Raw genomic sequence first — 23,255 nt, forward strand, 5'->3', positions numbered from 1 at the left:
CACGTGAAACAGGCATCGCCAGCGGTGGCATCCAAGATGATCGAATCGGACAAGGCGGCAGCGCTCGCGCTGATTCCCGTTTCACGTGAAACGGAGCATCGCCTCGATCGCTATGTCGCGCTGCTGTTGGAATGGCAGGCGAAAACCAATCTGGTCGCGCCGTCGACCTTGCCCCATCTCTGGACGCGCCACATCGCCGACTCGTTGCAGCTTCTCGATCTCGCGCCCGACGCCAGGATCTGGGTTGATCTGGGCAGCGGCGGCGGCTTTCCCGGCGTCGTACTTGCCTGCGCTTTGGCCGATCGGCCGGATGCACAGATTCACTTGGTCGAGCGCAACGCCAAGAAGGCAGCGTTCCTGCGCGAGGCAATTCGCGTCACCGGCGCTCCGGGGATCGTGCATTTGTCAGAGATCGGGGATATCGTGGAGAAGTGGAGCGGGCGAGTCGATTGCGTGACCGCACGCGCGCTGGCTCCGCTACATCAGCTCATCGGCTTTGCGGAGCCCTTGGTGAAAAAAGGCGCGAAAGCGCTGTTTCTCAAGGGTCAAGATGTAGAAGCGGAATTGACCGAATCTACTAAGTATTGGAAAATTGAGTCGAAACTTCACTCCAGCCGGACGGGCGGGCAGGGCTGGATCGTCGCAATCGATTGCATCGAGCGACAGAGCTGAATTCCGTCAAGACGACAACCAATGGCGATCGCGCATGGCCGTAATTGATCAGATTTATCAAGAAGATAGAGCCCCGCACTCGGAGGGGCATCCGCGCATCCTGGCGCTCGCCAATCAGAAGGGCGGGGTCGGCAAGACCACGACCGCGATCAACCTCGGTACGGCGCTGGCAGCGATCGGCGAGCGGGTGCTGATCGTCGACCTCGATCCGCAGGGCAACGCCTCGACCGGGCTCGGCATTGACCGCGGCAGCCGTAACTGCTCGACCTATGACGTGCTGATCGGCGAGGCCTCGCTGCGCGACGCCATCGTTGCGACGGCCGTGCCGCGGCTGCACATCGCGTCCTCGACGATGGACTTGTCGGGTCTCGAGCTCGAGCTCGGCTCCACCGCCAACCGCGCCTTCCGTCTGCGCGATGCGATCGCCGGCCTCAACAACAACGTCTCGCCAGAGAACGACTACACCTACGTGCTGGTCGACTGTCCGCCGTCGCTGAACCTGCTGACGGTCAATGCAATGGCCGCGTCCGACGCGATCCTGGTGCCGCTGCAGTGCGAGTTCTTCGCGCTCGAAGGTCTGTCGCAGCTGCTGCAAACCGTGGAGCAGGTGCGCTCGACCCTGAACCCGAACCTCTCGATCCACGGCATCGTGCTGACGATGTTCGACTCGCGCAACAACCTGTCGAACCAGGTCGTCGCCGACGTCCGCCAGTTCATGGGATCGAAGGTCTACAACACGATGATCCCGCGCAACGTGCGCATCTCGGAAGCGCCGTCCTACGGCAAGCCGGTGCTGGTCTACGACTTGAAGTGCGTCGGCAGCGAGGCCTATCTCAAGCTCGCGACCGAAGTCATTCAGCGCGAGCGTGACCTGCGCACGAACTGACTTTGCCTCTGCTCCGGGGGACCTCGTCGCCCGGATCTCATTCGAGGACGGCAGCGGATTCCGAAATGAATCCGTTCCCTCGTTCATTGTGCCGACGGGACCGATCGGCAGCAGACGCAAGCGGAGCGTGACGTGAATCCAAAGGAGAAGGCGATGGCCGACGAGTCGCGATCGCGATTGGGCCGGGGTCTCGCAAGTCTGATCGGTGACGTCGGCCGCGAGGCCGGCGCGCCGCCGGAGCGGCCGCGCAACCAGCGCAAGGTGCCCATCGAGTTTCTGAAGCCCAACCCGCGCAATCCGCGCAAGACGTTTTCCGACGGCGAGCTCGCCGAGCTCTCGGCCTCGATCAAGCAGCACGGCGTGATCCAGCCGATCGTGGTGCGTCCGGTGAAGGGCCAGCACGACCGCTACGAGATCATCGCCGGCGAGCGGCGCTGGCGCGCCTCGCAGGCCGCCGGCCTGCACGAGGTGCCGATCGTTCCGGTCGATGTCAGCGACAGCGATGCGCTGGAGCTGGCGATCATCGAGAACGTGCAGCGCGAGGATCTCAATCCGATGGAGGAGGCGCAGGGCTATCACGCGCTCGCCAACGAGTTCAAACGCAACCAGGAAGACATCGCCAAGATCGTCGGCAAGAGCCGCAGCCACGTCGCCAACATGATGCGGCTGACCAAGCTGCCGGCCGAGGTGCAGGGCTTCATCGCGACGGGACAGATCTCGGCCGGTCATGCGCGTGCGCTGATCAACCTGCCGGATCCGATGTCGGCGGCGAAGAAGATCATCGCGGAAGGATTGAACGTCCGCCAGACCGAGGCGCTCGCGCACGAGGAGGGCGTGCCGGAACGCAAGCCGCAGAAGCCACGCAGCTCTGGGGGCAGTGCGCCGGCGGAGAAGAAGGACGCCGACACCATCGCGCTGGAGAAGCGTGTCGGCGATGCGCTCGGCCTTTCGGTGTCGATCAGCCACCGCGACCCCGGCGGCACGGTGCAGATCACCTACCGCAGCCTCGAGCAGCTCGACGAGGTGATGCGGCGGCTGGAGCAGGGTTAGGCTGTTAGGTCGTAATTGCTGTCCCGTTGTCGAGATACGTCCGACGAACTCCCGTCAGCTTTGTTGTGACGTCCTCACCACATCGTCATGGCCGGGCTTGACCCGGCCATCCATCTTTAAGGGTGCTCGCTCCAAGGGGATGGGTGCCCGGGTCAAGCCCGGGCACGACGAGTTACTCATTAGGCGACGGGTACGACCGGTGCTTCCTGGTCACGGTTGACTCTGCGATCTCGAAACACTCCTCCGTCATTCCGGGGAGTGCGCAGCACGAACCCGGAATCCATCTCTCGGCAGATCGCTTGGCCCGATGGATTCCGGGCTCGCCGCGCCGGCGCGCGTCGCCCCGGAATGACGTCGGAGATTGGAGCAAGGCCTCGGGCCCACTCACCCCTTGCGCCGCGCGTTCACCGCGATCGACAGCAGCGTTCGCTGCGCGATGGCTGCGGCGAGGCCCGGCTGCTTGCGCATGTCGAGGGCGGCGGTGGCGAGCTGGTCGATGATCGGCAGCAGCCGCGCCGGAGAGAAATTGCGCAGCGCCGTCTCGGCGCTCGGCTTTCGTGAGAAATGCAGCCGCGGAAAACCGCCTTCGAGAATGGCCGACACGGGCGTGCCGGATGCGACGGCAAGGGCCGATTTGTGCAGCCATGCTGCATGTCGCTGCGCAGCGGAGATGATGACACCGGGATAGGTGCCGGCGATCATCGCCTTGCCGAACTCGGTCTCGACCATTTCGGGCTTGCCGCCGAAGGCGCCGTCGACGATCGGGTCGAGCTTCATCTCCGAGGCGTCGGCGACCACCGCCATCACATGGTCGAGCGTCACCTCGCCCTCGCCATGGGCGAACAATGTCAGCTTGCGCAGCTCGTTGCGCGAGGCCTGGCGGTCGCCGCCCAGCAGGGCCATCAGCGAGGCGCGAGCGTCGGGCGCGATGCGCAGGGCGGCGATGCGCAATTCGTCGTCGATCAGCTTGGCGAGATCGCGCTCGGTGTCCGGGTAGCAGCCGATCGCGACCGCCGTTTTGGCCTTCTCGCAAATCTTGCGCAGTGGCGAATCGGGGCGGATGTCGCCGGCCTCGATGACGATGCGGCAGTCCCGGACATTCATCTCGCTGAGCGTCTCGACGCCGCTGGCGAAATTGCGCGAGCCGGCGCGCACCCGGATGGCCCGCCGGCCGCCGAACAGCGGCACCGTCATGGCTTCGTCGACGAGGCGCGACGGTTCCGCGGAGAGCTCGTCACCGTCGAGCCTGACCACGGAGAAGGGATCATCGGGGTTGTCGACGGCCGACGCGATAAGGGCCTCGGCGCGCTCGCGGACCAGGCCCGTATCCGGGCCGTACAACAGGATCAGCGGCCGGGCGGCGTCCGGTTTAGCCAGGAAGGCATCGATGTCTCGTCCGCGCAGCGCGACCACGGCGATGTCAGCCGAGCGTCAGGTGCCGGCGGTGAAATAGGCTGCGAGCCGCGTCTTGATCTTCTCGGCGACTTCCTCGGAGGCGCGATCCTCGGCATCACGGAAGGCGCGCTGGCGGGCGAAGCGCTGGTATGAGCCGGGGATGTCGTAGGAGGTACGCGCGAAGGTCGTACCGGTCATGACCGACTTGTTGGTCGCCAGCTCGACCAGATTGTACTGCACGTCGACGCCGACATTCTCGGTGGTCGGCAGGCCGGTCGTCTGCGAGACGATCAGCGAGGACCGGCTGGTCTGCAACCGCAGCACCAGCTTGTGGGTCGGGGCCGTGCCGGTCGCGGTGCCGTAGAGCTTGAATGCGAGCGCGTTGCGGATACCGACGCCAATGCGCGCCTCGGGGGAGGCGTTCGGCTTGTCGACCGGCGGCAGCTCGATGCCCATCAGCTTGTCGCGCAGGGCGGGCGTGCCGTCGGCATGCTCCGCGTACATCGGCTGGAAGCAGCCGGCCGTCAGCCCAGCCAAGGCGGCCACGGCAACCAGGCGTGCAGCGATCCGAAACCTAGCCGACGACATTCACGATCCTCTTGGGAACAATGATCACCTTGCGAACGGCCTTGCCGTCCAGCGCTAGTTTTACTGCATCGAGGGCCAAAACGGCAGACTCAATTTCCGGATTCTGCGCGTTGCTGGCGACTGTGACTTCTCCGCGCTTCTTGCCGTTGACCTGGACGACCAGGGTCATGCTGTCCTCAACCAGCAAATCGCGTTCGATTTGCGGCCAGGAGGCCTCCGAGATCAGGCCAGTCTGGCCCAGCACCTGCCAGCATTCCTCGGCCAGATGCGGCATCATCGGCGAGATCAGCTGCACCAGGATGCCAGCGGCCTCGCGAATCGCCCAGGCCAGGTCCGGCGCCGGCGTCGCCGGCCGGCCCAGCACCTCGGCCAGCGCGTTGGCGAATTCGCGGATGTGCGCCAGGCAGACGTTGAAATGCAGCCGCTCGATGCCGCCGGTCACCTTGTCGAGAGCGCCATGCGCGGCCTTGCGCAGCGCCAGCGCGTCTGCGCCGAAGTCGGAGGGACGGGAGGAGGGGGCCTCCTGGCTTGCTGCGACCGATTCGTTGACCAGCCGCCACAGCCGCTGGACGAAGCGCGCCGCGCCCTGCACCCGTTCGTCGCTCCAGATCACGTCGCGATCCGGCGGCGAGTCCGACAGCATGAACCAGCGCGCGACGTCGGCGCCGTAGCTCTCGATGATGTCGTCGGGGTCGACGGTGTTCTTCTTCGACTTCGACATCTTCTCGATCGGGCCGATCGTGATGTCCTCGCCGGTGGCGGCCAGCACCGCGCGGCGGCCGTTGCCGCCGACCTCGATCTTGACCTCGGCGGGATTGACGTAGGTGCCATCGGCCTTCTGGTAGGTCTCGTGGACCACCATGCCCTGCGTGAACATGCCGGCGAACGGCTCGTCCATGGCGACGTGGCCGGTGGCCTTCATCGCGCGGGTGAAGAACCGGCTGTAGAGCAAATGCAGGATCGCGTGCTCGACGCCGCCGATATACTGATCCACCGGCATCATCCGGTTGGCGACCGCAGGTGTCGTCGGCGAGGTCTCGTTCCACGGATCGGTGAAGCGCGCGAAGTACCACGACGAATCCACGAAGGTGTCCATCGTGTCGGTTTCGCGGGTCGCCTTGGCCCCGCATGTCGGGCAGGTGACGTGCCTCCAGCTCGGATGGTGGTCGAGCGCGTTGCCGGGCTTGTCGAAGGTGACGTCATCAGGCAGCACGACCGGCAGGTCCTGCGCCGGCACCGGCACGACATCGCATTTGGGGCAGTGGATCACCGGGATCGGGCAGCCCCAATAGCGCTGGCGCGAGATGCCCCAGTCGCGCAGGCGGAAATTGACCTGGCGCTCGCCGACCGGCGCGCCGCCGCGCGGCTCGCTCTCGAGCCGCCTGGCGACCTCGTCCTTGGCCTGCGCGATCGTCATGCCGTCGAGGAAGCGCGAATTGATCAGGCGGCCGTCGCCGTCGAACGCGGTGTCGGTGATGACGAAGCTCGCTGGGTCCTGGCCCTCGGGGCAGACCACCGGGACATTGCCGAGGCCGTATTTGTTGACGAAGTCGAGGTCGCGCTGGTCATGCGCCGGGCAGCCGAAGATGGCGCCGGTGCCGTACTCCATCAGCACGAAATTGGCGACATAGACCGGCAAGGTCCAGCTCGGATCGAACGGGTGCACGGCGCGGATGCCGGTGTCGAAGCCCTGCTTCTCCGCGGTGTCGATCGCCTCCTGCGCGGTGCCGATCCGCTTGATCTCGGCGATGAACGCGGCGAGCTCCGGGTTCTTCGCCGCCGCGGCCTGGGCCAGCGGGTGGTCGGCCGAGATCGCCATGAACTTGGCGCCGAACAGCGTGTCCGGCCGGGTCGTGAAGATCTTCAATTCGGTCTCGCCCGCAGGCGTCGTCGCCGGATCCAGCGCAAAACGGATCAGCAGGCCTTCCGAGCGGCCGATCCAGTTGCGCTGCATCAGCCGCACCTTGTCGGGCCAGCGGTCGAGACCATCGAGCGCGTCCAGCAGCTCCTGCGAGTACTTCGTGATCTTGAACACCCACTGGTTCATCTCACGCTGTTCGACCACCGCACCGGAGCGCCAGCCGCGACCGTCGATGACCTGCTCGTTGGCGAGCACGGTCATGTCGACCGGATCCCAGTTCACCTTGCGCTTCTCGCGCTCGACCAGCCCCGCCTGCATGAAGTCGAGGAACATCTTCTGCTGGTGCTTGTAGTAGGACGGATCGCAGGTGGCGAACTCGCGCGCCCAGTCGAGCGACAGCCCGATCGAGCGCAGCTGCTTCTTCATCGCGGCGATGTTGTCGTAGGTCCACGCCTTCGGCGCCACCTTGCGCTCGATCGCGGCGTTCTCCGCCGGCAGGCCGAACGCATCCCAGCCCATCGGGTGCAGGACGTTGAAACCCTTGGCGCGCATAAAGCGGGCCAGCACGTCACCGAGCGTATAATTACGGACGTGGCCGATATGGATGCGTCCCGACGGATAGGGAAACATCTCGAGCACGTAGTATTTCGGACGCGGATCGTCGTTCTTCGTGGCGAAGATCGCCTTCTCGTCCCACTGGCGCTGCCAGCGCGGCTCGGCTTCACGGGCGTTGTAGCGTTCGGATGTCATGGAATCGCTTATAATTTTCGAGGATTCGCGTCGTTTGAAGACGGCGGACTAGGCCACAAAAGCGGCAGCCCGGTCAATGGGGCGACAGATGATGATACCATTTTGGGCATCTGCTAAGCGACGGTAATCGTGAGTTTTTTTGCGGGCTCTGCCGGCAGTGTCGAAGGTCCGATTGAGGCACGGTTAAGACTTGAATGGGAGACTGAGTGCATACATCCAGGCATCCGCCCGCATCTGGGGTCACTCCACATCGTGTCCGGCGCTACGTTCGACGAGCTTGACTTCGAGTACGCGACGACGGTCGCGGAAAAGGCCATGAAATCCATGGCTCAACAGCGCGTGCCACCGACGCCTAACAACTTCCATCTGTGGTTCAAGTACTCCCTGGGCTCGGCGTCGGACCTCAAGCGCGCCGTCGACATCCTGGTCAGCAACAAGCGCAAGTTCGACAAGACCACCAACCAGGCGCTGTTCGACACGTACATCGGCCAGCAGGGTACGGAAGCGGCCGTCGTCCACAAAGTCTCGCAGCAGTTGCATGGCGTGATGGACTCCGCCAAAAGTTATCTGACCGCCGCGATCGCCGACAACCGCACGCACATGGCGGCGATCGATGGCGTTGCCGAACGCAGCGAGCAGGGCGTCGATCCGAAGATCCTGATCGAGAACCTGGTCAGCGAGCTCGCCCAGGCGACCGCGCGTGCTGCGAAACTCGAAGTGAGCTTTGCCGAAAAGTCACGCGAGCTCGACACCATCAGGGACTCGCTCAACAAGTCCGAGCAGCGCGCGCGCACCGACACGCTGACCGGATTGCCGAACCGCCGCGCGCTCGAAGAGTTCTTCCGCCACGCGCAGATCGAGGCGATGGAGCGCGACGAGCCGCTCAGCATTCTCCTGATCGACGTCGACCACTTCAAGAAGTTCAACGACAATTACGGCCATGGCGTCGGCGATCAGGTGCTTCGCCTTGTCGCCAAAGCCTTGCGCGAGCGCGTCCGCGACAACGATCTTCCGGCGCGCTATGGCGGCGAGGAACTGATCGCGGTGCTGCCGCAGACCGACCTCGAAGGTTGCACTGTCATCGCGGAGCGGATCCGACGCACCATCGCCGACTGTCAGTTCACGCGTCGCTCGACCGGCGAGGTGTTGCCGCAGATCACGGTGTCGATCGGCGTCGGCCAGTTCCAGTTCGGCGAATCGATGGCTGATCTCATCGACCGTTGCGACCGCGCGCTGTATCTCGCCAAGAAGCTCGGTCGCAACCGCGTCGTCACCGAGCTCGAGCTCGACCGCAAGCTCGCGGTCGGCTGATTGCGGGCCGCGGCCGCAGCGCCCTATCCGGCGCACACCACGCCGCTCCTGTCGTCAGCGAAATCCGCGAAGCCATGTGCAACCACCGTGTTGCGGCCGCGATGCTTGGCCGCATAGAGCGCGGCGTCGGCGGCTTCGATCAGGTCGGAGGGCATCAGCGATTCGTTCGGCCGCGTCGAGGCGACGCCGACGCTCACGGTGACGCATTGATGCGCCGAGGTCGCATGCGGCAGCTCGAGCTCCAGCACCGCGGCGCGCACCTGCTCGCCGATCGCGAGCGCCTCTCTGGCACCCATGCCCGGCAACAACAGGCAGAACTCCTCACCGCCATAGCGGCCGGCGAAAGCCGTCATCGCGCCGGCGATCTGCGACAGCGTCTCGCCGAGACGTGACAGGCAGGCGTCACCCTCGGGGTGACCATAGGTGTCGTTGTAGAGCTTGAAGTGGTCGACATCGATCATCAGCAGCGACAGCTCGGTGCCGGCCTGCTGCGCGCGGCTCCATTCGACGTCGATGCGGTTCTGGAAGCCGCGGCGGTTGGCGAGGCCTGAGAGCATGTCGATCGACGCCATCACCGTCAGCCGGTCATTCGCGGCGACCAGCTCGCGCTCGCGCTGGCCAAGCTTGGCGGCCATCGCATTGAAGGACTTTGCCAGCGGCACGAACTCCGACGGCAGATGCTTGGTGGTGACGCGCGCCGACCAGTGGCCATGGCCGAAGCGCTTGGCGGTCGCGGCGAGCATGCTGACGGGCTTCACGATCAGCTTCTCGGCGGCGATCAGCGCGCCGAGCAGCACGATCAGGCACACGAGGCCGGCCTGCAGATAGGCGTTGCGGATCTCGCGGTCGATGGCGGCGGTGACGCGGGTCTCATCGATGCTGACGATCAGCCGCGATCCGGTGTCGGCGATCCGGGTGAAGGTGATCGCGCGCTTGGATCCATCCGCCGCCGTGAAGCCCATCGTCTCGGTCGGCTTCCCCGAACTCAGCGCGGTCTCGGCAACGGCCGACAACAACGGCACGCTGTCGAGCGGCCGGCCGATCAGCTCGGTGCGGTCGACGGGCGCTGCCAGCACGGTTCCTTCGCTGTCGACCAGCACCGCCGTGATGCCGGGGCGGCCGCCAAGATTGTTCATGATCTTGGACATCCATTCCAGGTTCACGCTCGCCAGCATCACCGCGTCCGGCTCGCCGGTGATGGCGCCGACCGGATAGGCGGCCATGACGATCGGCACGTGCGACGGTTTCGACAGCAGGTAGTCGCTGAACACGAAATCGCGTGATTCCTGGGCGCCACGGAAATACGGCCGGTCGCTGAAATCGAGCCCGACATATTGGTTGTTGGTCGAGCACTGGATGCGGCCGTCGCGGCCGGCGATCATCAGGGTGCGGATCCAGGGCAGGGTCGCCGGCAGGCTGGCGCGCATCATGTCGCAACTGCGGCTCACGCCGGTGCTCGACGCCCGGACATAGGCGGTCGACTTCAGCACCGTCTCGACCGACATGATGACCTCGCGCTGCATGTCGGCGCTTTGCCGGGCGAGGCCGAAGAATTCCTCCGATGCGAGCGCGATCTGCCTTGTCCTGGCGCTTTCCAGGGAGCGCGCGCGTTCCAGCATCAGCGGCGCCACCAGGATCAGGGCGAGCAGCGCCAGTCGGGCGCGGATCCCCATCAGCCGGTTCAGCTTCACTCTATTGCGATTGAAGCGGATGCTTGGCATTTCTTTCCCCTACCCCGACCGTGCAGGGTAAGGAGAAGGGCTCAAGAACCCTTTCTCGAACTCTGTAAAATTGCAGCCAAACCCGCAAATCTAACGACCGACGGACGCCATCGTGCCTGAATTGAACGCCTCATCCCCGTCCTCGCCGTCTGCGCTCGCCGCCGTCGAGCAGGAGATTCTGCGCGCCTGCCGCGATGCCGAGCGCGATCGCGCCTCGGTCACGCTGATCGCCGTGTCGAAGACCTTCGATGCCGAGGCAATCGAGCCGGTGATCGCGGCCGGACAGCGCGTGTTCGGTGAAAATCGCGTTCAGGAAGCCAAAGCCAAGTGGCCGCCACTGATGGCCGCGCATCCGGGACTCGCACTGCACCTGATCGGGCCGCTACAATCCAACAAGGCCAAGGAGGCGGTGGCGCTGTTCGAGGCCATCCATTCGGTGGACCGGCCAAGCCTGTGCGCGGCGCTCGCCAAGGAGATTTCCGCCCAGGGCCGGCATCCGCAGCTATTCGTCCAGATCAATACCGGCGAGGAACCGCAGAAGGCGGGAATCGCACCCGGCGACGCCGACGCCTTCATCGCCGCCTGCCGCAAGGACTACGGGCTCGCGATTTCAGGGCTGATGTGCATTCCGCCGGTAGAGGATGCGCCCGGTCCGCATTTCGCGCTGACCGCCAAGATCGCCGCCCGCAATGGCCTTGCGCATCTGTCGATGGGCATGAGCGCCGACTTCGCCACCGCCATCCAGTTCGGCGCCACGCATGTCCGTGTTGGCTCGGCGATCTTCGGGCATCGCTGAAGGGGGGCGCAATCACGGCCGGCCCCTACTCGAACCGCACCGATACCTGCCCCAGATCGCCGAAATCGGCCTCCATGTGGTCCCCGCTGCCGATCGGCAGCGGCGCATGACAGGTGCCGGTCGTGACCACCTGCCCTGCCCGCGCGGGCACGCCAAGCGCGCTGAGCTCGTTGACCAGCCAGGCCAGCGCTATCAGCGGATCACCAAGCACGTTGCGGCCGTGGCCGATGAAGGTCTCGCCACGCAGCGCGATGCGCGGCCGCTCCGCGATCAGGTCGCGGCTGCGCCAGTCGGCGGTGGTGGCCTCGCCCAGCACGAACAGATGCGCGCAGGCATTGTCGGCGATCAGTTGCGCCTCGCCGGCGCTGACGAAGTCGGCGAACCGCGAATCCGGGATCTCGATCGCGGGATGCAGCGTGTCGACCGCGGCCAGCACCTCTGCGACATCATAGGGTGTCGGCCGCGGCAGCAGGTCCGCTCCCAGGCGGAACGCGAACTCCGGCTCCGCGACCCGCATCGCGTTACCGGCCATCGCTGCGGTGCCACCCGCCGGCAACACCGTCTCGGCCAGGATCCGCCCGGCCATCGGACCGGCGACATTGATATGGCGCTGGCCGGCCTCGCTGGTCGCCGCAATTTTCCAGCCGAATAGTGGCTTGGGCGAGTGGCGCTCGAGCTCGGCCTGGATGGCATAGCCCTCGGCGCGGTCCCTTGGACGCAGCTCCGGCGGCAGCGCTGCGAGCTTCCGGCCTTCGTTCCAATGCTGACGCAGAAGGCCCGCGGCGCTGGCTGGCTCATCCGGTGCGCGCATGCCGTCCTCCCCTTCTCTTGTTATTGGATGACGATCCTGGTGCGCGGGCCGATCCTTTGCAACAGACGCAGCATCGCCGGGCGGGTCATGGCCACGCAGCCTGCGGTCGGGCGGAAGTTCGGTCGCGCCAGATGCAGGAACACGGCACTGCCGCGGCCCGCGATCCGCGGCCGCGTGTTGTGGTCGATCTCGATGATGAAATCGTACAGATGGTCCTGGCGCGCCAGCCGGTCTCCGGGCCGGTCGCCGCGCAGCCGGATCGCCTGGTTGTAATGCCGGTCGGCCGGGTCCTCGCACCAGGCATCCTCCGGACCGATCGGCCGAACCGGCAGGACCGTGTGTGGGCGGGGGTGACGGTCGGCCCGCCACCACAGCCGCCGCGGCCGGAACACGCCTCGTGGCGTACCACCATCGCCTTCGCGCTTGTTGGCCAGGATGCCGCCGCGGCCGAGCGCCACCGGGATGACCTGGCCCCAGACCTGGAGCCAGCCGCGCTGCCGCGACCCGGCTTTGGTGCGAATCGAGATCCGCGATGCTGGCATGCCAAGCTTTACCTTCGATAACGACATGAAACAACGTGCCTTTTCATTGCCATGGATTGCCCGGTAATTGCCTTAATGTCGGCAAATGGTCCGCCGCGAGGGTCGAACAGGACAATCATCTCAATCCCTGCTCAATTCTGGAGTAGAGTCCCGGGCGCTTGTGAATCGGTAACAGCCCCCTACTTCAAGACGGAACAGGGCTGATGAGCCTGTTTGCCCACCGTTTGACGGCGCCACCCATCCGATCCCGCCGGCGCCACCTAGAGGATTGTACAATGGCCAATGCCCGCAAGATCCTGATCGTGGATGACGACACCGATCTGCGCGATGCCCTGATGGAGCAGCTCTCGCTGCATGACGAGTTCGAAGCCCAGGCCGTCGATACCGGCGCCAAAGGCGCCACCGCCGCAAAGGCCAATTCACCCGACCTGGTTCTGATGGACGTTGGCCTGCCCGACACCGATGGCCGCGAAGTGGTGCGGTCCCTGCGCAAGGGCGGCTTCAAGGCGCCGATCATCATGCTGACCGGGCACGATACCGATTCCGATACGATTCTCGGGCTCGAATCCGGCGCCAACGACTATGTCGCCAAGCCCTTCCGCTTCGCCGTGCTGCTGGCCCGCATCCGCGCCCAGCTTCGCCAGCACGAGGCCAGCGAGGACGCGGTGTTCTCGGTCGGCCCCTACAGCTTCCGGCCGGGCTCGAAGATGCTGACGGGCGCCAACGCCCGCAAGGTCCGTCTGACGGAGAAGGAAACGGCGATCCTGCGCTTCCTGTATCGCGCCGGCCAGCAGCCGGTGTCCCGCGAGACCCTGCTCCAGGAGGTCTGGGGCTACAATTCTGGCGTCACCACCCACACGCTGGAAACGCACATTTACCGTCTGCGGCAGAAGATCGAGAAAGATGCCGCGAATCCAGAGATTCTGGTGACGGAGGCCGGTGGCTACAAGTTGGTACCGTGATAGGTTCGGGGATGGCGGTTTCGCCATTTATGATATTGGTTCCATTCCGCCTTCCCCGGGCCCTTGATGTCGATCGAAGACGATATTGCGCTGCTGGAGCGCGTCCCAACATTGCGCCTGCTGGGAAGCGACTCGCTTCGCATGATCGCCATCGGCTCCGAGCAGCGTAACATCCAGAGCGGCGAGACCCTGTTCCGCGAAGGTGACACCGCCGATTGCGGCTATGTCGTCCAGCGCGGGTCATTGCGCATCAGCGACGAGGTCGGTGCCGAGATCGTCGCCACGCCGACCATGCTGATCGGCGAGCTGGCGCTGCTGGTCGAGATGCGGCGCCCGGCGACCGCGACGGCCCTGGAATATTCGACCGTGGTGCGGATTTCGCGCAGCCTGTTTCAGCGTGTGCTCGAGAGCGACGCCATGGCTGCGCGCCGGCTGCGCGACGAGTTCGCCCACCGCGCCAGCCGAATCGCCAATGACATCATGGCGGCCGGGACCAAGCTGACGTCGTGATCTTCTTGTCCGGGCGGGTCAGCTTCGCTTTCGCTACGACACGTCCAGCGTCACCGTGACCGGCACATGATCCGACGGCCGCTCCCAGCTGCGGGCGTCGCGCAGGATCCTGAAGTCGCTGACCCGGTCCTTCAGTGCGCGTGACACCCAGATGTGGTCGAGCCTTCGGCCGCGATCACCGACGGTCCAGTCGGCGGCACGGTAGCTCCACCAGGTGTAGACCTTCTCCGACATCGGGATGCGCTCGCGGGCGACGTCGACCCATTCGCCATGGGCCTGCGCCGCCAACAGCTTCTCGCATTCGACCGGCGTGTGCGACACCACCCTCAGGAGCTGTTTGTGCGACCAGACATCGTGTTCATGCGGCGCGACGTTGAGATCGCCGACCAGGATGTGCCGGTCGTCGCCGCGCGGATGCAGCGGCTCGCACGCCTTCATCTCGTCGAGGAATTGCAGCTTGTGCTCGAATTTCGGGTTGAGCGCGGGGTCGGGAATGTCGCCGCCTGCGGGCACGTAGAAATTGTGCAGCACCAGCGGCTGCGCGAGCTGCGCCTTCTCGCCGAACGCCACCGTGATGTGGCGCGAATCCACCTTGTCGCAGAAGGTGCGGACGTTGGTCTCCTCGAACGGCCATTTCGAGATCACGGCGACGCCGTGATAGCCCTTCTGCCCGTTCAGCGCGACGTGCTCATAGCCGAGCCGCTTGAAACGCTTCAGCGGGAAGGCGTCGTCGATGCACTTGGTCTCCTGCAGGCACAGCACATCGGGCCTGACCTGCTTGATGAGCTTGGCGACGAGGTCGATGCGCAGGCGCACCGAATTGATGTTCCAGGTGGTCAGGACGAGACGCATGAGACCCGCGTCATATCATGAAATGCGTTGATGTCGGCGATTCCGCTCCGCTTCTGACGCATCGGAATGACCGCGTTGGCTGGCCTTATCCCCAGCCATGTGGGACGGTGCCTGATCAGCGCCGCTTGCTCTCGATGACGTCCCATACGCGGGCGGCGATGTCGGGGCCCCCGAGCCGCGAGATCGCGCGGATGCCGGTCGGCGACGTCACGTTGATCTCGGTGAGGTTGCCATCGATGACGTCGATGCCGACCAGCAGCAGGCCGCGCGCGCGCAATTCCGGACCCAGCGTGTCGCAGATCTCGCGCTCACGGGCGCTGAGATCGGTGGCCTGCGCGGCGCCGCCGCGCACCATGTTGGAGCGCAGATCATCCGCCGCCGGCACGCGGTTGACGGCGCCGGCGAACTCGCCGTCGACCAGGATGATGCGCTTGTCGCCATGCTTCACTTCGGGGAGGAAGCGCTGGATCACCCAGGGCTCCTTGAACGTCACCGAGAACATGTCGAACAGCGAGCCGAAATTCATGTCCTGCGGCATGACGCGGAACACCGCCGCGCCGCCATGGCCATGCAGCGGCTTCATCACGACAGCGCCGTGCTGATCGCGGAAGGCGTTGATCTCGTCGAGATCGCGCGAGATCAGGGTCGGCGGCATCAATTGGGGGAAGTTCATCACGAACAGCTTTTCCGGCGCGTTGCGCACGCTGGCGGGATCGTTGATCACCAGCGTCTTCGGATGGATGCGCTCGAGGAAGTGCGTCGAGGTGATGTAGGCGAGATCGAACGGCGGATCCTGGCGCAGCAGCACGACGTCGAACGAGGTCAGCGCCGTCGGCTTGGGCTCGCCGAGCGTGAAGTGGTCGTCGACCTGGTCGCGCACGGTCAGCGCCTGCACCGGCGCGTACAGCTCCTCGCCGCGCAGCGACAGCTTGTCCGGCGTGTAGTAGCACAGGCCATGTCCGCGCCGCTGTGCTTCGAGCAGCATCGCAAAGGTCGAGTCGCCGCGGATGTTGATGCGCGCGATCGGATCCATCTGGACGGCGACATTCAGTTTCATGGGCAGGTCCCTGCTCTCTGCAGTCAGTTCATGTCAGGTGCTGGCGTCGAAGGCCGCCATCAGATGGCGCGGCAGGCTGCGCGGCGCAACCAGAATCGCATCGAAGCGCAGCTCGAATTCGGCATGGTCCGGATGCGCCATCAGCCAGGCCTGGGCGGCATCGATGATGCGCTGCTGCTGGCGAGGCGTCACGGCATAGGCCGCATCGTCGAGCGAGGCGCGCGCCTTGACCTCGACGAAGGCGACCAGGCTGCGCTTGCGCACTATGATGTCGATCTCGCCATGGGGCGTGCGGAAGCGTTTGGCGAGGATGCGGTAGCCCTTGGCGATCAGCAGTGCTGCGGCACGGGCTTCCGCCGACAATCCAGTGCGGAAGGCGGCGACGCGCTCGGGTGCCGCCGTCTTCGCCGGCTTGTCTGGGGAGGCACGCTCAGTCTTTGCCATCGGCCTCCCCCGACCGCGCGCCCTTCGAGAGCTCGAGCGCGCGCGCATACACCTCGCGTCGCGGCCGGCGCGACAGCTCGACGGCATGCATTACGGCGTCCTTGACGCTCGATCGCTGCAACAGATCCCTGAGCACGGCGTCCAGCGCGTCCTGGGTCAGCACCTCGGCATCGCGCGGCGGCGGACCGATCACCAGCACGAATTCGCCGCGCGTTTCGAGATCGCCGGCCCGTGCAGCGAGATCGCCGATTGCCCCGCGCAGCACCTCTTCGTGCAGCTTGGTGAGCTCGCGGCAGATCGCGGCCTGACGCCCAGCCATGGCATCGGCGAGATCGGCCAGCGTCTCCTGCACCCGGCTGCCCGCCTCGAACAGAACCAGCGTCGCCTCGATCCGCGCGAGCTCCGACAGCCGCGTGCGCCGCGCCTGCTGCTTGGCCGGCAGGAATCCCTCGAAGAAGAAGCGGTCGGTCGGCAACGCCGCCACGCTCAGCGCCGCGAGCACGGCGGAAGGTCCCGGCAGCGCGGTGACGGCGTGTCCGGCCTCACAGGCCTCGCGCACCAGCTTGTAGCCGGGATCGGAGATCAGCGGCGTGCCGGCGTCCGACACCAGCGCGATGGCTGCGCCTTGGGCCAGACGTTGCAGGATCCGCGGCCTGACCGCTTCGGCATTGTGCTCATGATAGGCTGCGAGTTCCGCGCCCAGGCCGTAGCGCTCGGTCAGGCGCCGCGTGATTCGCGTGTCCTCGCAGAAGATGATGTCGGCGCCGGCCAGGGTTTCCAGTGCACGCAGCGTGATGTCGCCGAGATTGCCGATCGGCGTTGCCACCAGATGCAATCCAGGCCGTGCCTTGGGTGCCACGACGATTTGACCCGCCACCAGGTAGGTCGACGTGGTGGAAGATTTGCCGTCGTCTGGCGACGTCTTGGGGATTGCCTTCGCGCCCATCGAGGTAATTTAAAGGGCATGCCGCGGGATTGCCACAGGGGAACAACCGCGCAGCAATTTTGAAGTTCCGATCGGCATGGGCGCGTGGCCGTTCATCGAACCTTCAAGTCCGAAACTGCACGTCAATGGGGATGTGTACGAGCGGGGGATAGGCCGTGCAAAACGTCGAATTGATCGGCTTTGTGGCGGTGACAGCCTTTTGTTTTGCTTAACTATTCGTCGACAATATGAGTGAATCAGCACGGCTTGGCGGACGTGCGTTTGGGGAACTTCTGGCCGGTCTTGGCCGAACGAAGAGATGCCATGGTGGGCCCGCGTCATCCCAACTCTCTCGGTCCGGGACCCCATGGGGTCGCCCGGCGAACGGCGCTGGGCCTGATCGTCGGCGCGCCGCTGCTGTCGGCGTGCTCCAACGTCCAGCAGGGCTTCAATCCGTTCGAGCAGCCGACGGCGCCGGCGGGACCGCCGCAGCAGCCGGCGGTTGCCGGTAACGGCCAGGTCAAGGTCGGGCTGATTCTGCCGCTGTCGGCGTCGGGCAATGCCGGCGTGGCTGCGCAATCGATGAAGAACGCGGCCGAGATGGCGCTCGCCGAGTTTCAGAACCCCAACATCCAGCTCCTGATCAAGGACGACGCCGGCAGCCCGCAAGGGGCGCAGCAGGGCGCGCAACAGGCCTGCGACGAAGGCGCCGAGATCATTCTCGGTCCGCTGTTCGCGGGCTCGGTACCGGCGACCGCCCAGGTGGCGCGCGCGCGCAACATCTCGGTCATCGCCTTCTCGACCGATTCGAGCGTGGCGGGGCGCGGCGTCTATCTGCTCAGCTTCCTGCCGGAGTCCGACGCCAGCCGCATCGTCGAATATTCCGCCAGCGTCGGCAAACGCTCGTTCGCGGCGCTGCTGCCCGACAATGCCTATGGCACCGTCGTCGAGGGTGCGTTCAAGACCGCGGTCAGCCGCCGCGGCGGACGCATCGTTGCGTTCGAGAAATATTCCAGCGACCGCGCCGGGCCTGCGCGCACGGTGGCGCAGGCGCTCGGCGGTGCCGATGCGCTGCTGCTTGCCGACGACGGCGAATCGGTCGCGGCGACGGCCGATGCGCTGACCGCTGCCGGCGCCAATCTGCGCAACATTCAGTTGCTCGGCACGGGGCTGTGGGACAATCCGCGCGTTTATGCCAGCGCCAGCCTGCAGGGTGGCCTCTATGCTGCGCCGGATCCCTCCGGCTTCCGCGCCTTCGCCGGTCGCTACCGGACGCGGTTCGGTGGCGATCCCGTGCGCACGGCAACCCTCGCCTACGACGCGGTGGCGCTCGTGGCCGCGTTGGCGCGCACCCAGGGCAACCAGCGCTTCGCGCCCGATGTCCTGACCAATGCATCGGGCTTTGCCGGCATCGATGGGCTGTTCCGGTTCCGCAGCGACGGCACCAATGAGCGCGGGCTTGCCGTGATGCGCGTCGGTTCGGGTGGCGGACAAACGGTCGCCGGCGCGCCGAAGAGCTTCAGCGCGACGTGAGTCGCAGCATCCTTCAGGCGGCGAGATCGGCGACGACCGCGTCGAGCACCGGAAAGCCATCCTGAGTCACGCGCAGCCGTCCATCCGGATCGACCGCGATGGCGCCCTCCTCGCGCAGCAGCGCGATGCGGCGCGGATCGAGCGCACGGCCGGAGATCGCGGCATACCGCCTGGGGTCGATGCCTTCGGCCAAACGCAGCCCCATCAGCAGGAATTCGTCGGCGCGCTCCTCGCGGTTGAGCTCGTCGTCGGTCATCACACCATGACCGTTGGACTCCACCCGCATCAGCCAGGCCTCCGGCCGCTTGTCGGTCGCGGTCGCATGCCTGATGCCGCCGATGTCGAGACGACCATGGGCGCCGGGGCCGATGCCGGCATATTCGTGGCCGCGCCAATAGATCAGATTGTGCCGGCACTCCGCGCCCGGGCGGGCATGATTGGAGATCTCATAGGCCGGCAGTCCGTGACGGCCACAGATCTCCTGCGTGACGTCGTATAAGGTCCGGGCCAGGCCTTCATCCGGCGTCTTCAGCTTGCCTGCGGCGTGCAGGCCGAAGAACGGCGTGCCTTCCTCGATCGTCAGTTGATACAGCGACAGGTGCTCAGCCGCCTCACCGATCGCGCGCGTCAGCTCCTCGGTCCACATCGCCGGCGTCTGGTCGGGCCGGGCGTAGATCAGATCGAACGAATAACGCTCGAACGCATTGCGCGCGATGGCCACCGCCTTCATCGCCTCCTCGGCGGTGTGCAGGCGTCCCAGCATCTTGAGCGACGCATCGTCCATCGCCTGGACGCCGAGCGAGACCCGGTTGACGCCGGCGGCGCGATAGCCGGCAAAGCGTGTCGCCTCGACGCTGGTCGGATTGGCTTCGAGCGACACCTCGACATCGCCAGCGACGTGCCAGTGGCGGCCGATCGCGTCGAGAATCGCGCCGACCGTCTGCGGCTGCATCAGCGACGGCGTGCCGCCGCCGAGAAAGATCGACGTGACGGTGCGCGGCCCGATGCGGGCGGCCGTGGTCGCGATCTCCTGCGCAAAGGCGCGGGCGAAGCGGTCCTGATCGATGGCGGCATGCCGGACATGGCTGTTGAAGTCGCAATACGGACATTTCGACAGGCAGAACGGCCAGTGCACATAGACGCCGAACGCTTCGCTGTCAGCGCTGGTCAAGGCAGATCTCCGCGAGCTTCACGAAGGCGCGCGCCCGGTGCGACAGGCCGAGCCCGAGCGGCGGCAGGCCATGCTTCTCGATGCTGGTCATCTCGCCGAAGGTCCGGTCGTGGCCCTCGGGCAGGAACATCGGGTCGTAGCCGAAGCCCGCCGTGCCGCGCGGCGGCCAGACCAGGGTGCCGTCGACCCGCGCCTCGACCTCCTCGACATGACCGTCCGGCCACGCCACGCACAGCGCCGAGACGAAATGCGCGGTGCGCTTGTCGGCACTCCTCGCGCCCCGCTCCTGCAGCAGGCGCTCGATCCGCGCCATCGCGCTGGTGAAATCCTTGTCCGGTCCGGCCCAGCGCGCCGAATAGATCCCCGGCGCCCCATCGAGCGCATGAACCACGATACCGGAATCGTCGGCAAAGGCAGGAAGCTGCGCGGCCTTGGCCGCGGCGACCGCCTTGATGCGGGCGTTGGCCTGGAAGGTCTCGCCGGTCTCGTCCGGCTCGTCCAGGCCGAGATCGCCGGCCGACACCGCCTCGACGCCATGGGGGGCGAGCAGCTCGCGCATCTCGGCAAGCTTGCCGGGATTGTGGGTCGCGATGACGAGGCGCCCCGTGAGCTTGCGATGACCGCTACTCACGCGACCGCCATCTTCTGCAGGTCGACCAGTCGCGCCACGCCCTTGCGGGCCAGTGCCATCAGCGCCAGGAGCTCGGCCTCGGTGAACGGCGTCTTCTCCGCCGTGCCCTGCACCTCGATGATGCGGCCGTCGCCGGTCATGACGAAATTGGCGTCGGTCTCCGCCTCGGAATCCTCGGCGTAGTCGAGATCCAGCACCGGTGTGCCGTTGTAGATGCCGCACGAGATCGCGGCGACGTTGGTGCGCAGCACCTCGGTCTTGATCATGTTGCGCGACTTCATCCACTTGATGCAGTCGGCCAGCGCCACCCAGGCGCCGGTGATCGACGCCGTGCGCGTGCCGCCGTCGGCCTGCAGCACGTCGCAATCGACCGTGATCTGGCGCTCGCCGAGCGCTTCCAGGTCGATCGCGGTGCGCAGCGAGCGGCCGATCAGACGCTGGATCTCGACGGTGCGACCGGTCTGCTTGCCGGCGGAGGCCTCGCGCCGGGTCCGTTCCAGCGTGGCGCGCGGCAGCATGCCGTATTCGGCCGTGATCCAGCCGCGCCCCTGGCCCTTGAGCCAGGGCGGCAGCCGGTCTTCCAGCGTGGCGGTGACCAGCACATGGGTGTCGCCGAACTTCACCAGGCAGGAGCCCTCGGCGTATTTGACGACGCCGCGTTCCAGGCTCACGGCCCGCAGTTCATCCGGTGCACGGCGGCTCGGCCGCATGATTCTCTCCGTGAAAGCGCGCGAAAGACCGACTTTGACCGGCCTTGTAGGAGCCGCGACCGGCAGCGGCAAGGGCTTATCAAGGGTTTATCATGGCCTCGTCGCGCCCGAGAGCGCGCGACGACCGGCTTGCCACCGAGCCGCCGCATGGACACATTATAGGCAGCTGCGAGGAGAGCATCTGGTGGCCCACCACGATCCGATCAACCTGATGACACCGCCGGCCGGTCTGGCGCAGCTCAACGAGCGCTCGCGCGAGATCTTCCGGCAGATCGTCGAAAGCTATCTGGCGACCGGCGAGCCGGTCGGCTCGCGCAACATTTCGCGGCTGATCGCGGTTCCGCTGTCGCCGGCCTCGGTGCGCAACGTCATGGCCGATCTCGAGCAGCTCGGCCTGATCTACGCGCCGCACACCTCGGCCGGCCGGCTGCCGACCGAGGCCGGCCTGCGTTTCTTCGTCGATGCCCTGATGCAGGTCGGCGACATGACCGAGGCTGAGCAGCAATCGATCCAGAGCCAGCTCGCCGCGGTCGGGCGGGCGCAATCGGTCGAGGCCGCCCTGGACGAGGCGCTGACCCGGCTGTCGGGTCTGACCCGTGCCGCTGCCGTGGTTCTGACCGCCAAATCCAACACCCGGCTGAAGCACATCGAGTTCGTCAGGCTCGAGCCCGAGCGTGCGCTGGTCGTGCTGGTGGGCGAGGACGGGCAGGTCGAGAACCGGGTTCTGGTTCTGCCGCCGGGCGTGCCATCCTCGGCGCTGACTGAGGCGTCGAATTTCCTCAATGCCCGCATCAGAGGCCGGACGCTGGCGGAAGCACGGCTCGAGCTCGAGACGGCGCTGGCGCATGATCGCGCCGAGCTCGACCTGCTGACGCAGAAGGTGATCGCCGCCGGTGTCGCGAGCTGGTCCGGAGGGGACAGCGACGAGCGGCAGCTCATCGTGCGCGGCCACGCCAACCTGCTCGAGGACTTGCATGCGCTCGAAGATCTCGAGCGCGTGCGGCGGCTGTTCGACGATCTCGAGACCAAGCGCGGCGTCGTCGATCTCCTTGGACGGGCAGAGAGCGCGGAAGGTGTCCGCATCTTCATCGGCTCGGAAAACAAGCTGTTCTCGCTGTCGGGCTCGTCGACGATCGTATCGCCCTATTCCGACGCCACGGGTCGCATCGTCGGCGTGCTCGGCGTCATCGGTCCGACCCGGCTCAACTATGCCCGGGTGATCCCGACGGTCGATTATGCCGCGCGTCTGGTCAGCCGGCTGCTGGGCGGCTGACGCGTGACTTGGTTAACCCGCGGACAGCGCCTCCGGGCGCGATGGTCAGGCTGCGCTTGATTTTCGACGCCCAAAGCACGATATCCCGCCCCATATCCCCCAAACCCGTCAGCCGAACTTGCGAGTCTGTCCATGACCGATCCCGACCTGCACAAGAATGATCCGGAAAACCCGGCGCAGGCCAGCGACCCCGTCGTCTCCAAGCCCTACATCATGCCCGACGATCCTGAGACCGGCTCGGCCGAGGCCCTTGTCAAGGAGGCGGCCGACGCGCGCGACAAGATGCTGCGCACGCTGGCGGAGATGGAGAACCTGCGCAAGCGGACGGCCCGTGAAGTCGCCGATGCACGCATGTACGGCATCACCGGCTTCGCGCGCGACGTGCTCGACATCGCCGACAATCTGCAGCGCGCGCTCGATGCCGTGCCGGCCGAGACACGCGCCAATGCCGATGCAGGCCTCAAATCGTTGATCGAGGGCGTCGAGCTGACCGAGCGCTCGCTGCTCAACACGCTGGAGAAGAACGGCGTCAAGAAGTTCGATCCGACGGGACAGAAGTTCGACCCCAACTTCCAGCAGGCGATGTACGAGGTCCCGGATTCGTCGGTGCCGTCGGGCACCGTGGTGCAGGTCGTGCAGGCCGGCTTCATGATCGGCGAGCGCATCCTGCGTCCCGCGCTGGTCGGCGTGTCCAAGGGTGGCGCGAAGGCGGCGCCTGCGCCGAGCAACGATCAATCGAACAGCGCCGCGTGACGGCGAGCATAGGCAGGCCTTCTCCTGCCGTCCTATCAGTCCAACGAAGAA

The 23,255-nt window shown here is 66.0% G+C and carries 23 protein-coding genes; 10 read left to right on the forward strand and 13 right to left on the reverse strand.

Translation table 11 applies throughout. The features are described 5' to 3' along the window. Nucleotides 1-3: 3 nt before the first annotated feature. The 3 genes from rsmG to QX039_RS30180 all read left to right on the forward strand — a co-directional run bounded on the left by rsmG (nucleotide 4) and on the right by QX039_RS30180 (nucleotide 2,608). A complete protein-coding gene (gene rsmG / locus QX039_RS30170) occupies nucleotides 4-672 on the forward strand; it encodes a 16S rRNA (guanine(527)-N(7))-methyltransferase RsmG (protein WP_409998831.1) in 669 nt (222 codons plus the stop codon). Between the two features lie 34 nt (nucleotides 673-706). After that, a complete protein-coding gene (locus tag QX039_RS30175) occupies nucleotides 707-1,558 on the forward strand; it encodes a ParA family protein (protein WP_315740411.1) in 852 nt (283 codons plus the stop codon). Between the two features lie 153 nt (nucleotides 1,559-1,711). Continuing rightward, nucleotides 1,712-2,608, forward strand: a complete 897-nt coding sequence (locus QX039_RS30180; protein WP_315740410.1) for a ParB/RepB/Spo0J family partition protein — start codon at nucleotides 1,712-1,714, stop codon at nucleotides 2,606-2,608. A 384-nt stretch (nucleotides 2,609-2,992) separates the two neighbouring features. On the opposite strand, the gene holA is transcribed toward QX039_RS30180, so the two are convergent. From holA to leuS, 3 genes are read right to left on the reverse strand one after another with little or no spacing between them, the layout of a single operon-like run. Continuing rightward, nucleotides 2,993-4,021, reverse strand: a complete 1,029-nt coding sequence (holA, locus tag QX039_RS30185; RefSeq protein WP_315740409.1) for a DNA polymerase III subunit delta — start codon at nucleotides 4,019-4,021, stop codon at nucleotides 2,993-2,995. Between the two features lie 18 nt (nucleotides 4,022-4,039). Further along, a complete protein-coding gene (gene lptE, locus QX039_RS30190; protein ID WP_315740408.1) occupies nucleotides 4,040-4,591 on the reverse strand; it encodes an LPS assembly lipoprotein LptE in 552 nt (183 codons plus the stop codon). Beyond that, nucleotides 4,578-7,202, reverse strand: coding sequence for a leucine--tRNA ligase (gene leuS, locus QX039_RS30195; protein ID WP_315740407.1), 2,625 nt, complete (start codon nucleotides 7,200-7,202; stop codon nucleotides 4,578-4,580). The genes lptE and leuS overlap by 14 nt, the downstream gene beginning before the upstream one ends. Before the next feature lie 324 nt (nucleotides 7,203-7,526). On the opposite strand from leuS, the gene QX039_RS30200 reads away from it, so the two are divergent. Then, complete coding sequence (locus QX039_RS30200) at nucleotides 7,527-8,513, forward strand: GGDEF domain-containing protein (RefSeq protein WP_315740505.1); 987 nt, start codon at nucleotides 7,527-7,529, stop codon at nucleotides 8,511-8,513. Nucleotides 8,514-8,536: 23 nt separating this feature from the next. Here QX039_RS30200 and QX039_RS30205 read toward each other — a convergent pair whose 3' ends face one another. Next, entirely contained in the window at nucleotides 8,537-10,234 is a 1,698-nt protein-coding gene (locus QX039_RS30205) for a diguanylate cyclase domain-containing protein (protein ID WP_315770619.1), read from the reverse strand. A 112-nt stretch (nucleotides 10,235-10,346) separates the two neighbouring features. Here QX039_RS30205 and QX039_RS30210 point away from each other — a divergent pair, with 112 nt between their 5' ends. Beyond that, a complete protein-coding gene (locus QX039_RS30210) occupies nucleotides 10,347-11,030 on the forward strand; it encodes a YggS family pyridoxal phosphate-dependent enzyme (RefSeq protein ID WP_315759092.1) in 684 nt (227 codons plus the stop codon). 25 nt (nucleotides 11,031-11,055) lie between these two features. Here the strand turns inward: QX039_RS30210 and QX039_RS30215 are convergent, their stop codons facing one another. Next, a complete protein-coding gene (locus QX039_RS30215; protein ID WP_315770621.1) occupies nucleotides 11,056-11,841 on the reverse strand; it encodes a fumarylacetoacetate hydrolase family protein in 786 nt (261 codons plus the stop codon). Nucleotides 11,842-11,861: 20 nt separating this feature from the next. Next, entirely contained in the window at nucleotides 11,862-12,383 is a 522-nt protein-coding gene (locus tag QX039_RS30220) for a L,D-transpeptidase (RefSeq protein ID WP_315770623.1), read from the reverse strand. Nucleotides 12,384-12,658: 275 nt separating this feature from the next. Between QX039_RS30220 and QX039_RS30225 the strand changes: the two genes are divergently transcribed. Both QX039_RS30225 and QX039_RS30230 read left to right on the forward strand, forming a co-directional pair. Next, a complete protein-coding gene (locus QX039_RS30225) occupies nucleotides 12,659-13,345 on the forward strand; it encodes a response regulator transcription factor (protein ID WP_315716813.1) in 687 nt (228 codons plus the stop codon). Between the two features lie 66 nt (nucleotides 13,346-13,411). Continuing rightward, nucleotides 13,412-13,855: a cyclic nucleotide-binding domain-containing protein gene (locus QX039_RS30230; protein ID WP_315740402.1), complete on the forward strand. Its 444-nt coding sequence runs from the start codon at nucleotides 13,412-13,414 to the stop codon at nucleotides 13,853-13,855. A 33-nt stretch (nucleotides 13,856-13,888) separates the two neighbouring features. Here the strand turns inward: QX039_RS30230 and QX039_RS30235 are convergent, their stop codons facing one another. The 4 genes from QX039_RS30235 to rsmI form a co-directional block, all read right to left on the reverse strand. After that, nucleotides 13,889-14,707, reverse strand: coding sequence for an exodeoxyribonuclease III (locus QX039_RS30235; protein WP_315770624.1), 819 nt, complete (start codon nucleotides 14,705-14,707; stop codon nucleotides 13,889-13,891). A 115-nt stretch (nucleotides 14,708-14,822) separates the two neighbouring features. Beyond that, on the reverse strand, nucleotides 14,823-15,764 hold the full coding sequence (gshB, locus tag QX039_RS30240; protein WP_315770625.1) for a glutathione synthase: 942 nt from the start codon (nucleotides 15,762-15,764) through the stop codon (nucleotides 14,823-14,825). Between the two features lie 33 nt (nucleotides 15,765-15,797). Beyond that, complete coding sequence (locus QX039_RS30245; protein WP_315740399.1) at nucleotides 15,798-16,208, reverse strand: YraN family protein; 411 nt, start codon at nucleotides 16,206-16,208, stop codon at nucleotides 15,798-15,800. Further along, a complete protein-coding gene (gene rsmI / locus QX039_RS30250) occupies nucleotides 16,195-17,154 on the reverse strand; it encodes a 16S rRNA (cytidine(1402)-2'-O)-methyltransferase (RefSeq protein WP_315770628.1) in 960 nt (319 codons plus the stop codon). Before rsmI ends, QX039_RS30245 begins: the two co-directional genes overlap by 14 nt. Before the next feature lie 303 nt (nucleotides 17,155-17,457). Here rsmI and QX039_RS30255 point away from each other — a divergent pair, with 303 nt between their 5' ends. Then, complete coding sequence (locus QX039_RS30255; protein WP_315740397.1) at nucleotides 17,458-18,666, forward strand: penicillin-binding protein activator; 1,209 nt, start codon at nucleotides 17,458-17,460, stop codon at nucleotides 18,664-18,666. Between the two features lie 13 nt (nucleotides 18,667-18,679). On the opposite strand, the gene hemW is transcribed toward QX039_RS30255, so the two are convergent. From hemW to rph, 3 genes are read right to left on the reverse strand one after another with little or no spacing between them, the layout of a single operon-like run. After that, nucleotides 18,680-19,837 (reverse strand): radical SAM family heme chaperone HemW, encoded by a 1,158-nt coding sequence (hemW, locus tag QX039_RS30260; protein WP_315770630.1) that lies wholly within the window; start codon nucleotides 19,835-19,837, stop codon nucleotides 18,680-18,682. Further along, a complete protein-coding gene (gene rdgB, locus QX039_RS30265) occupies nucleotides 19,824-20,468 on the reverse strand; it encodes an RdgB/HAM1 family non-canonical purine NTP pyrophosphatase (protein ID WP_315770632.1) in 645 nt (214 codons plus the stop codon). The genes hemW and rdgB overlap by 14 nt, the downstream gene beginning before the upstream one ends. Beyond that, the gene (rph, locus tag QX039_RS30270) at nucleotides 20,465-21,178 is read right to left on the reverse strand and encodes a ribonuclease PH (RefSeq protein WP_315740394.1); all 714 of its coding nucleotides are present in this window, start codon (nucleotides 21,176-21,178) and stop codon (nucleotides 20,465-20,467) included. Before rph ends, rdgB begins: the two co-directional genes overlap by 4 nt. A gap of 184 nt (nucleotides 21,179-21,362) precedes the next feature. Here rph and hrcA point away from each other — a divergent pair, with 184 nt between their 5' ends. Both hrcA and grpE read left to right on the forward strand, forming a co-directional pair. Beyond that, the gene (gene hrcA, locus QX039_RS30275; protein WP_315740393.1) at nucleotides 21,363-22,451 is read left to right on the forward strand and encodes a heat-inducible transcriptional repressor HrcA; all 1,089 of its coding nucleotides are present in this window, start codon (nucleotides 21,363-21,365) and stop codon (nucleotides 22,449-22,451) included. Nucleotides 22,452-22,583: 132 nt separating this feature from the next. Further along, nucleotides 22,584-23,204 carry a nucleotide exchange factor GrpE gene (gene grpE / locus QX039_RS30280; RefSeq protein ID WP_315770633.1) on the forward strand — a complete coding sequence of 207 codons (621 nt, stop codon included), beginning with the start codon at nucleotides 22,584-22,586 and terminating at the stop codon, nucleotides 23,202-23,204. Nucleotides 23,205-23,255: the final 51 nt, after the last annotated feature.

The organism is Bradyrhizobium sp. SZCCHNR1043 (assembly GCF_032489675.1).
Lineage (GTDB): Bacteria > Pseudomonadota > Alphaproteobacteria > Rhizobiales > Xanthobacteraceae > Bradyrhizobium.

Bases quoted from the DNA above. Each gene is read 5' to 3' on its own strand.
- QX039_RS30220 (WP_315770623.1), bottom strand. From the start codon at position 12,383: ATGCCAGCATCGCGGATCTCGATTCGCACCAAAGCCGGGTCGCGGCAG.
- QX039_RS30235 (WP_315770624.1), bottom strand. From the start codon at position 14,707: ATGCGTCTCGTCCTGACCACCTGGAACATCAATTCGGTGCGCCTGCGC.
- leuS (WP_315740407.1), bottom strand. From the start codon at position 7,202: ATGACATCCGAACGCTACAACGCCCGTGAAGCCGAGCCGCGCTGGCAG.
- lptE (WP_315740408.1), bottom strand. From the start codon at position 4,591: ATGTCGTCGGCTAGGTTTCGGATCGCTGCACGCCTGGTTGCCGTGGCC.
- rsmI (WP_315770628.1), bottom strand. From the start codon at position 17,154: ATGGGCGCGAAGGCAATCCCCAAGACGTCGCCAGACGACGGCAAATCT.
- rph (WP_315740394.1), bottom strand. From the start codon at position 21,178: ATGCGGCCGAGCCGCCGTGCACCGGATGAACTGCGGGCCGTGAGCCTG.
- QX039_RS30180 (WP_315740410.1), top strand. From the start codon at position 1,712: ATGGCCGACGAGTCGCGATCGCGATTGGGCCGGGGTCTCGCAAGTCTG.
- QX039_RS30225 (WP_315716813.1), top strand. From the start codon at position 12,659: ATGGCCAATGCCCGCAAGATCCTGATCGTGGATGACGACACCGATCTG.
- QX039_RS30230 (WP_315740402.1), top strand. From the start codon at position 13,412: ATGTCGATCGAAGACGATATTGCGCTGCTGGAGCGCGTCCCAACATTG.
- QX039_RS30175 (WP_315740411.1), top strand. From the start codon at position 707: ATGGCCGTAATTGATCAGATTTATCAAGAAGATAGAGCCCCGCACTCG.
- QX039_RS30200 (WP_315740505.1), top strand. From the start codon at position 7,527: ATGGCTCAACAGCGCGTGCCACCGACGCCTAACAACTTCCATCTGTGG.
- grpE (WP_315770633.1), top strand. From the start codon at position 22,584: ATGACCGATCCCGACCTGCACAAGAATGATCCGGAAAACCCGGCGCAG.
- QX039_RS30255 (WP_315740397.1), top strand. From the start codon at position 17,458: ATGGTGGGCCCGCGTCATCCCAACTCTCTCGGTCCGGGACCCCATGGG.
- gshB (WP_315770625.1), bottom strand. From the start codon at position 15,764: ATGAAACTGAATGTCGCCGTCCAGATGGATCCGATCGCGCGCATCAAC.
- QX039_RS30215 (WP_315770621.1), bottom strand. From the start codon at position 11,841: ATGCGCGCACCGGATGAGCCAGCCAGCGCCGCGGGCCTTCTGCGTCAG.
- QX039_RS30245 (WP_315740399.1), bottom strand. From the start codon at position 16,208: ATGGCAAAGACTGAGCGTGCCTCCCCAGACAAGCCGGCGAAGACGGCG.
- QX039_RS30205 (WP_315770619.1), bottom strand. From the start codon at position 10,234: ATGCCAAGCATCCGCTTCAATCGCAATAGAGTGAAGCTGAACCGGCTG.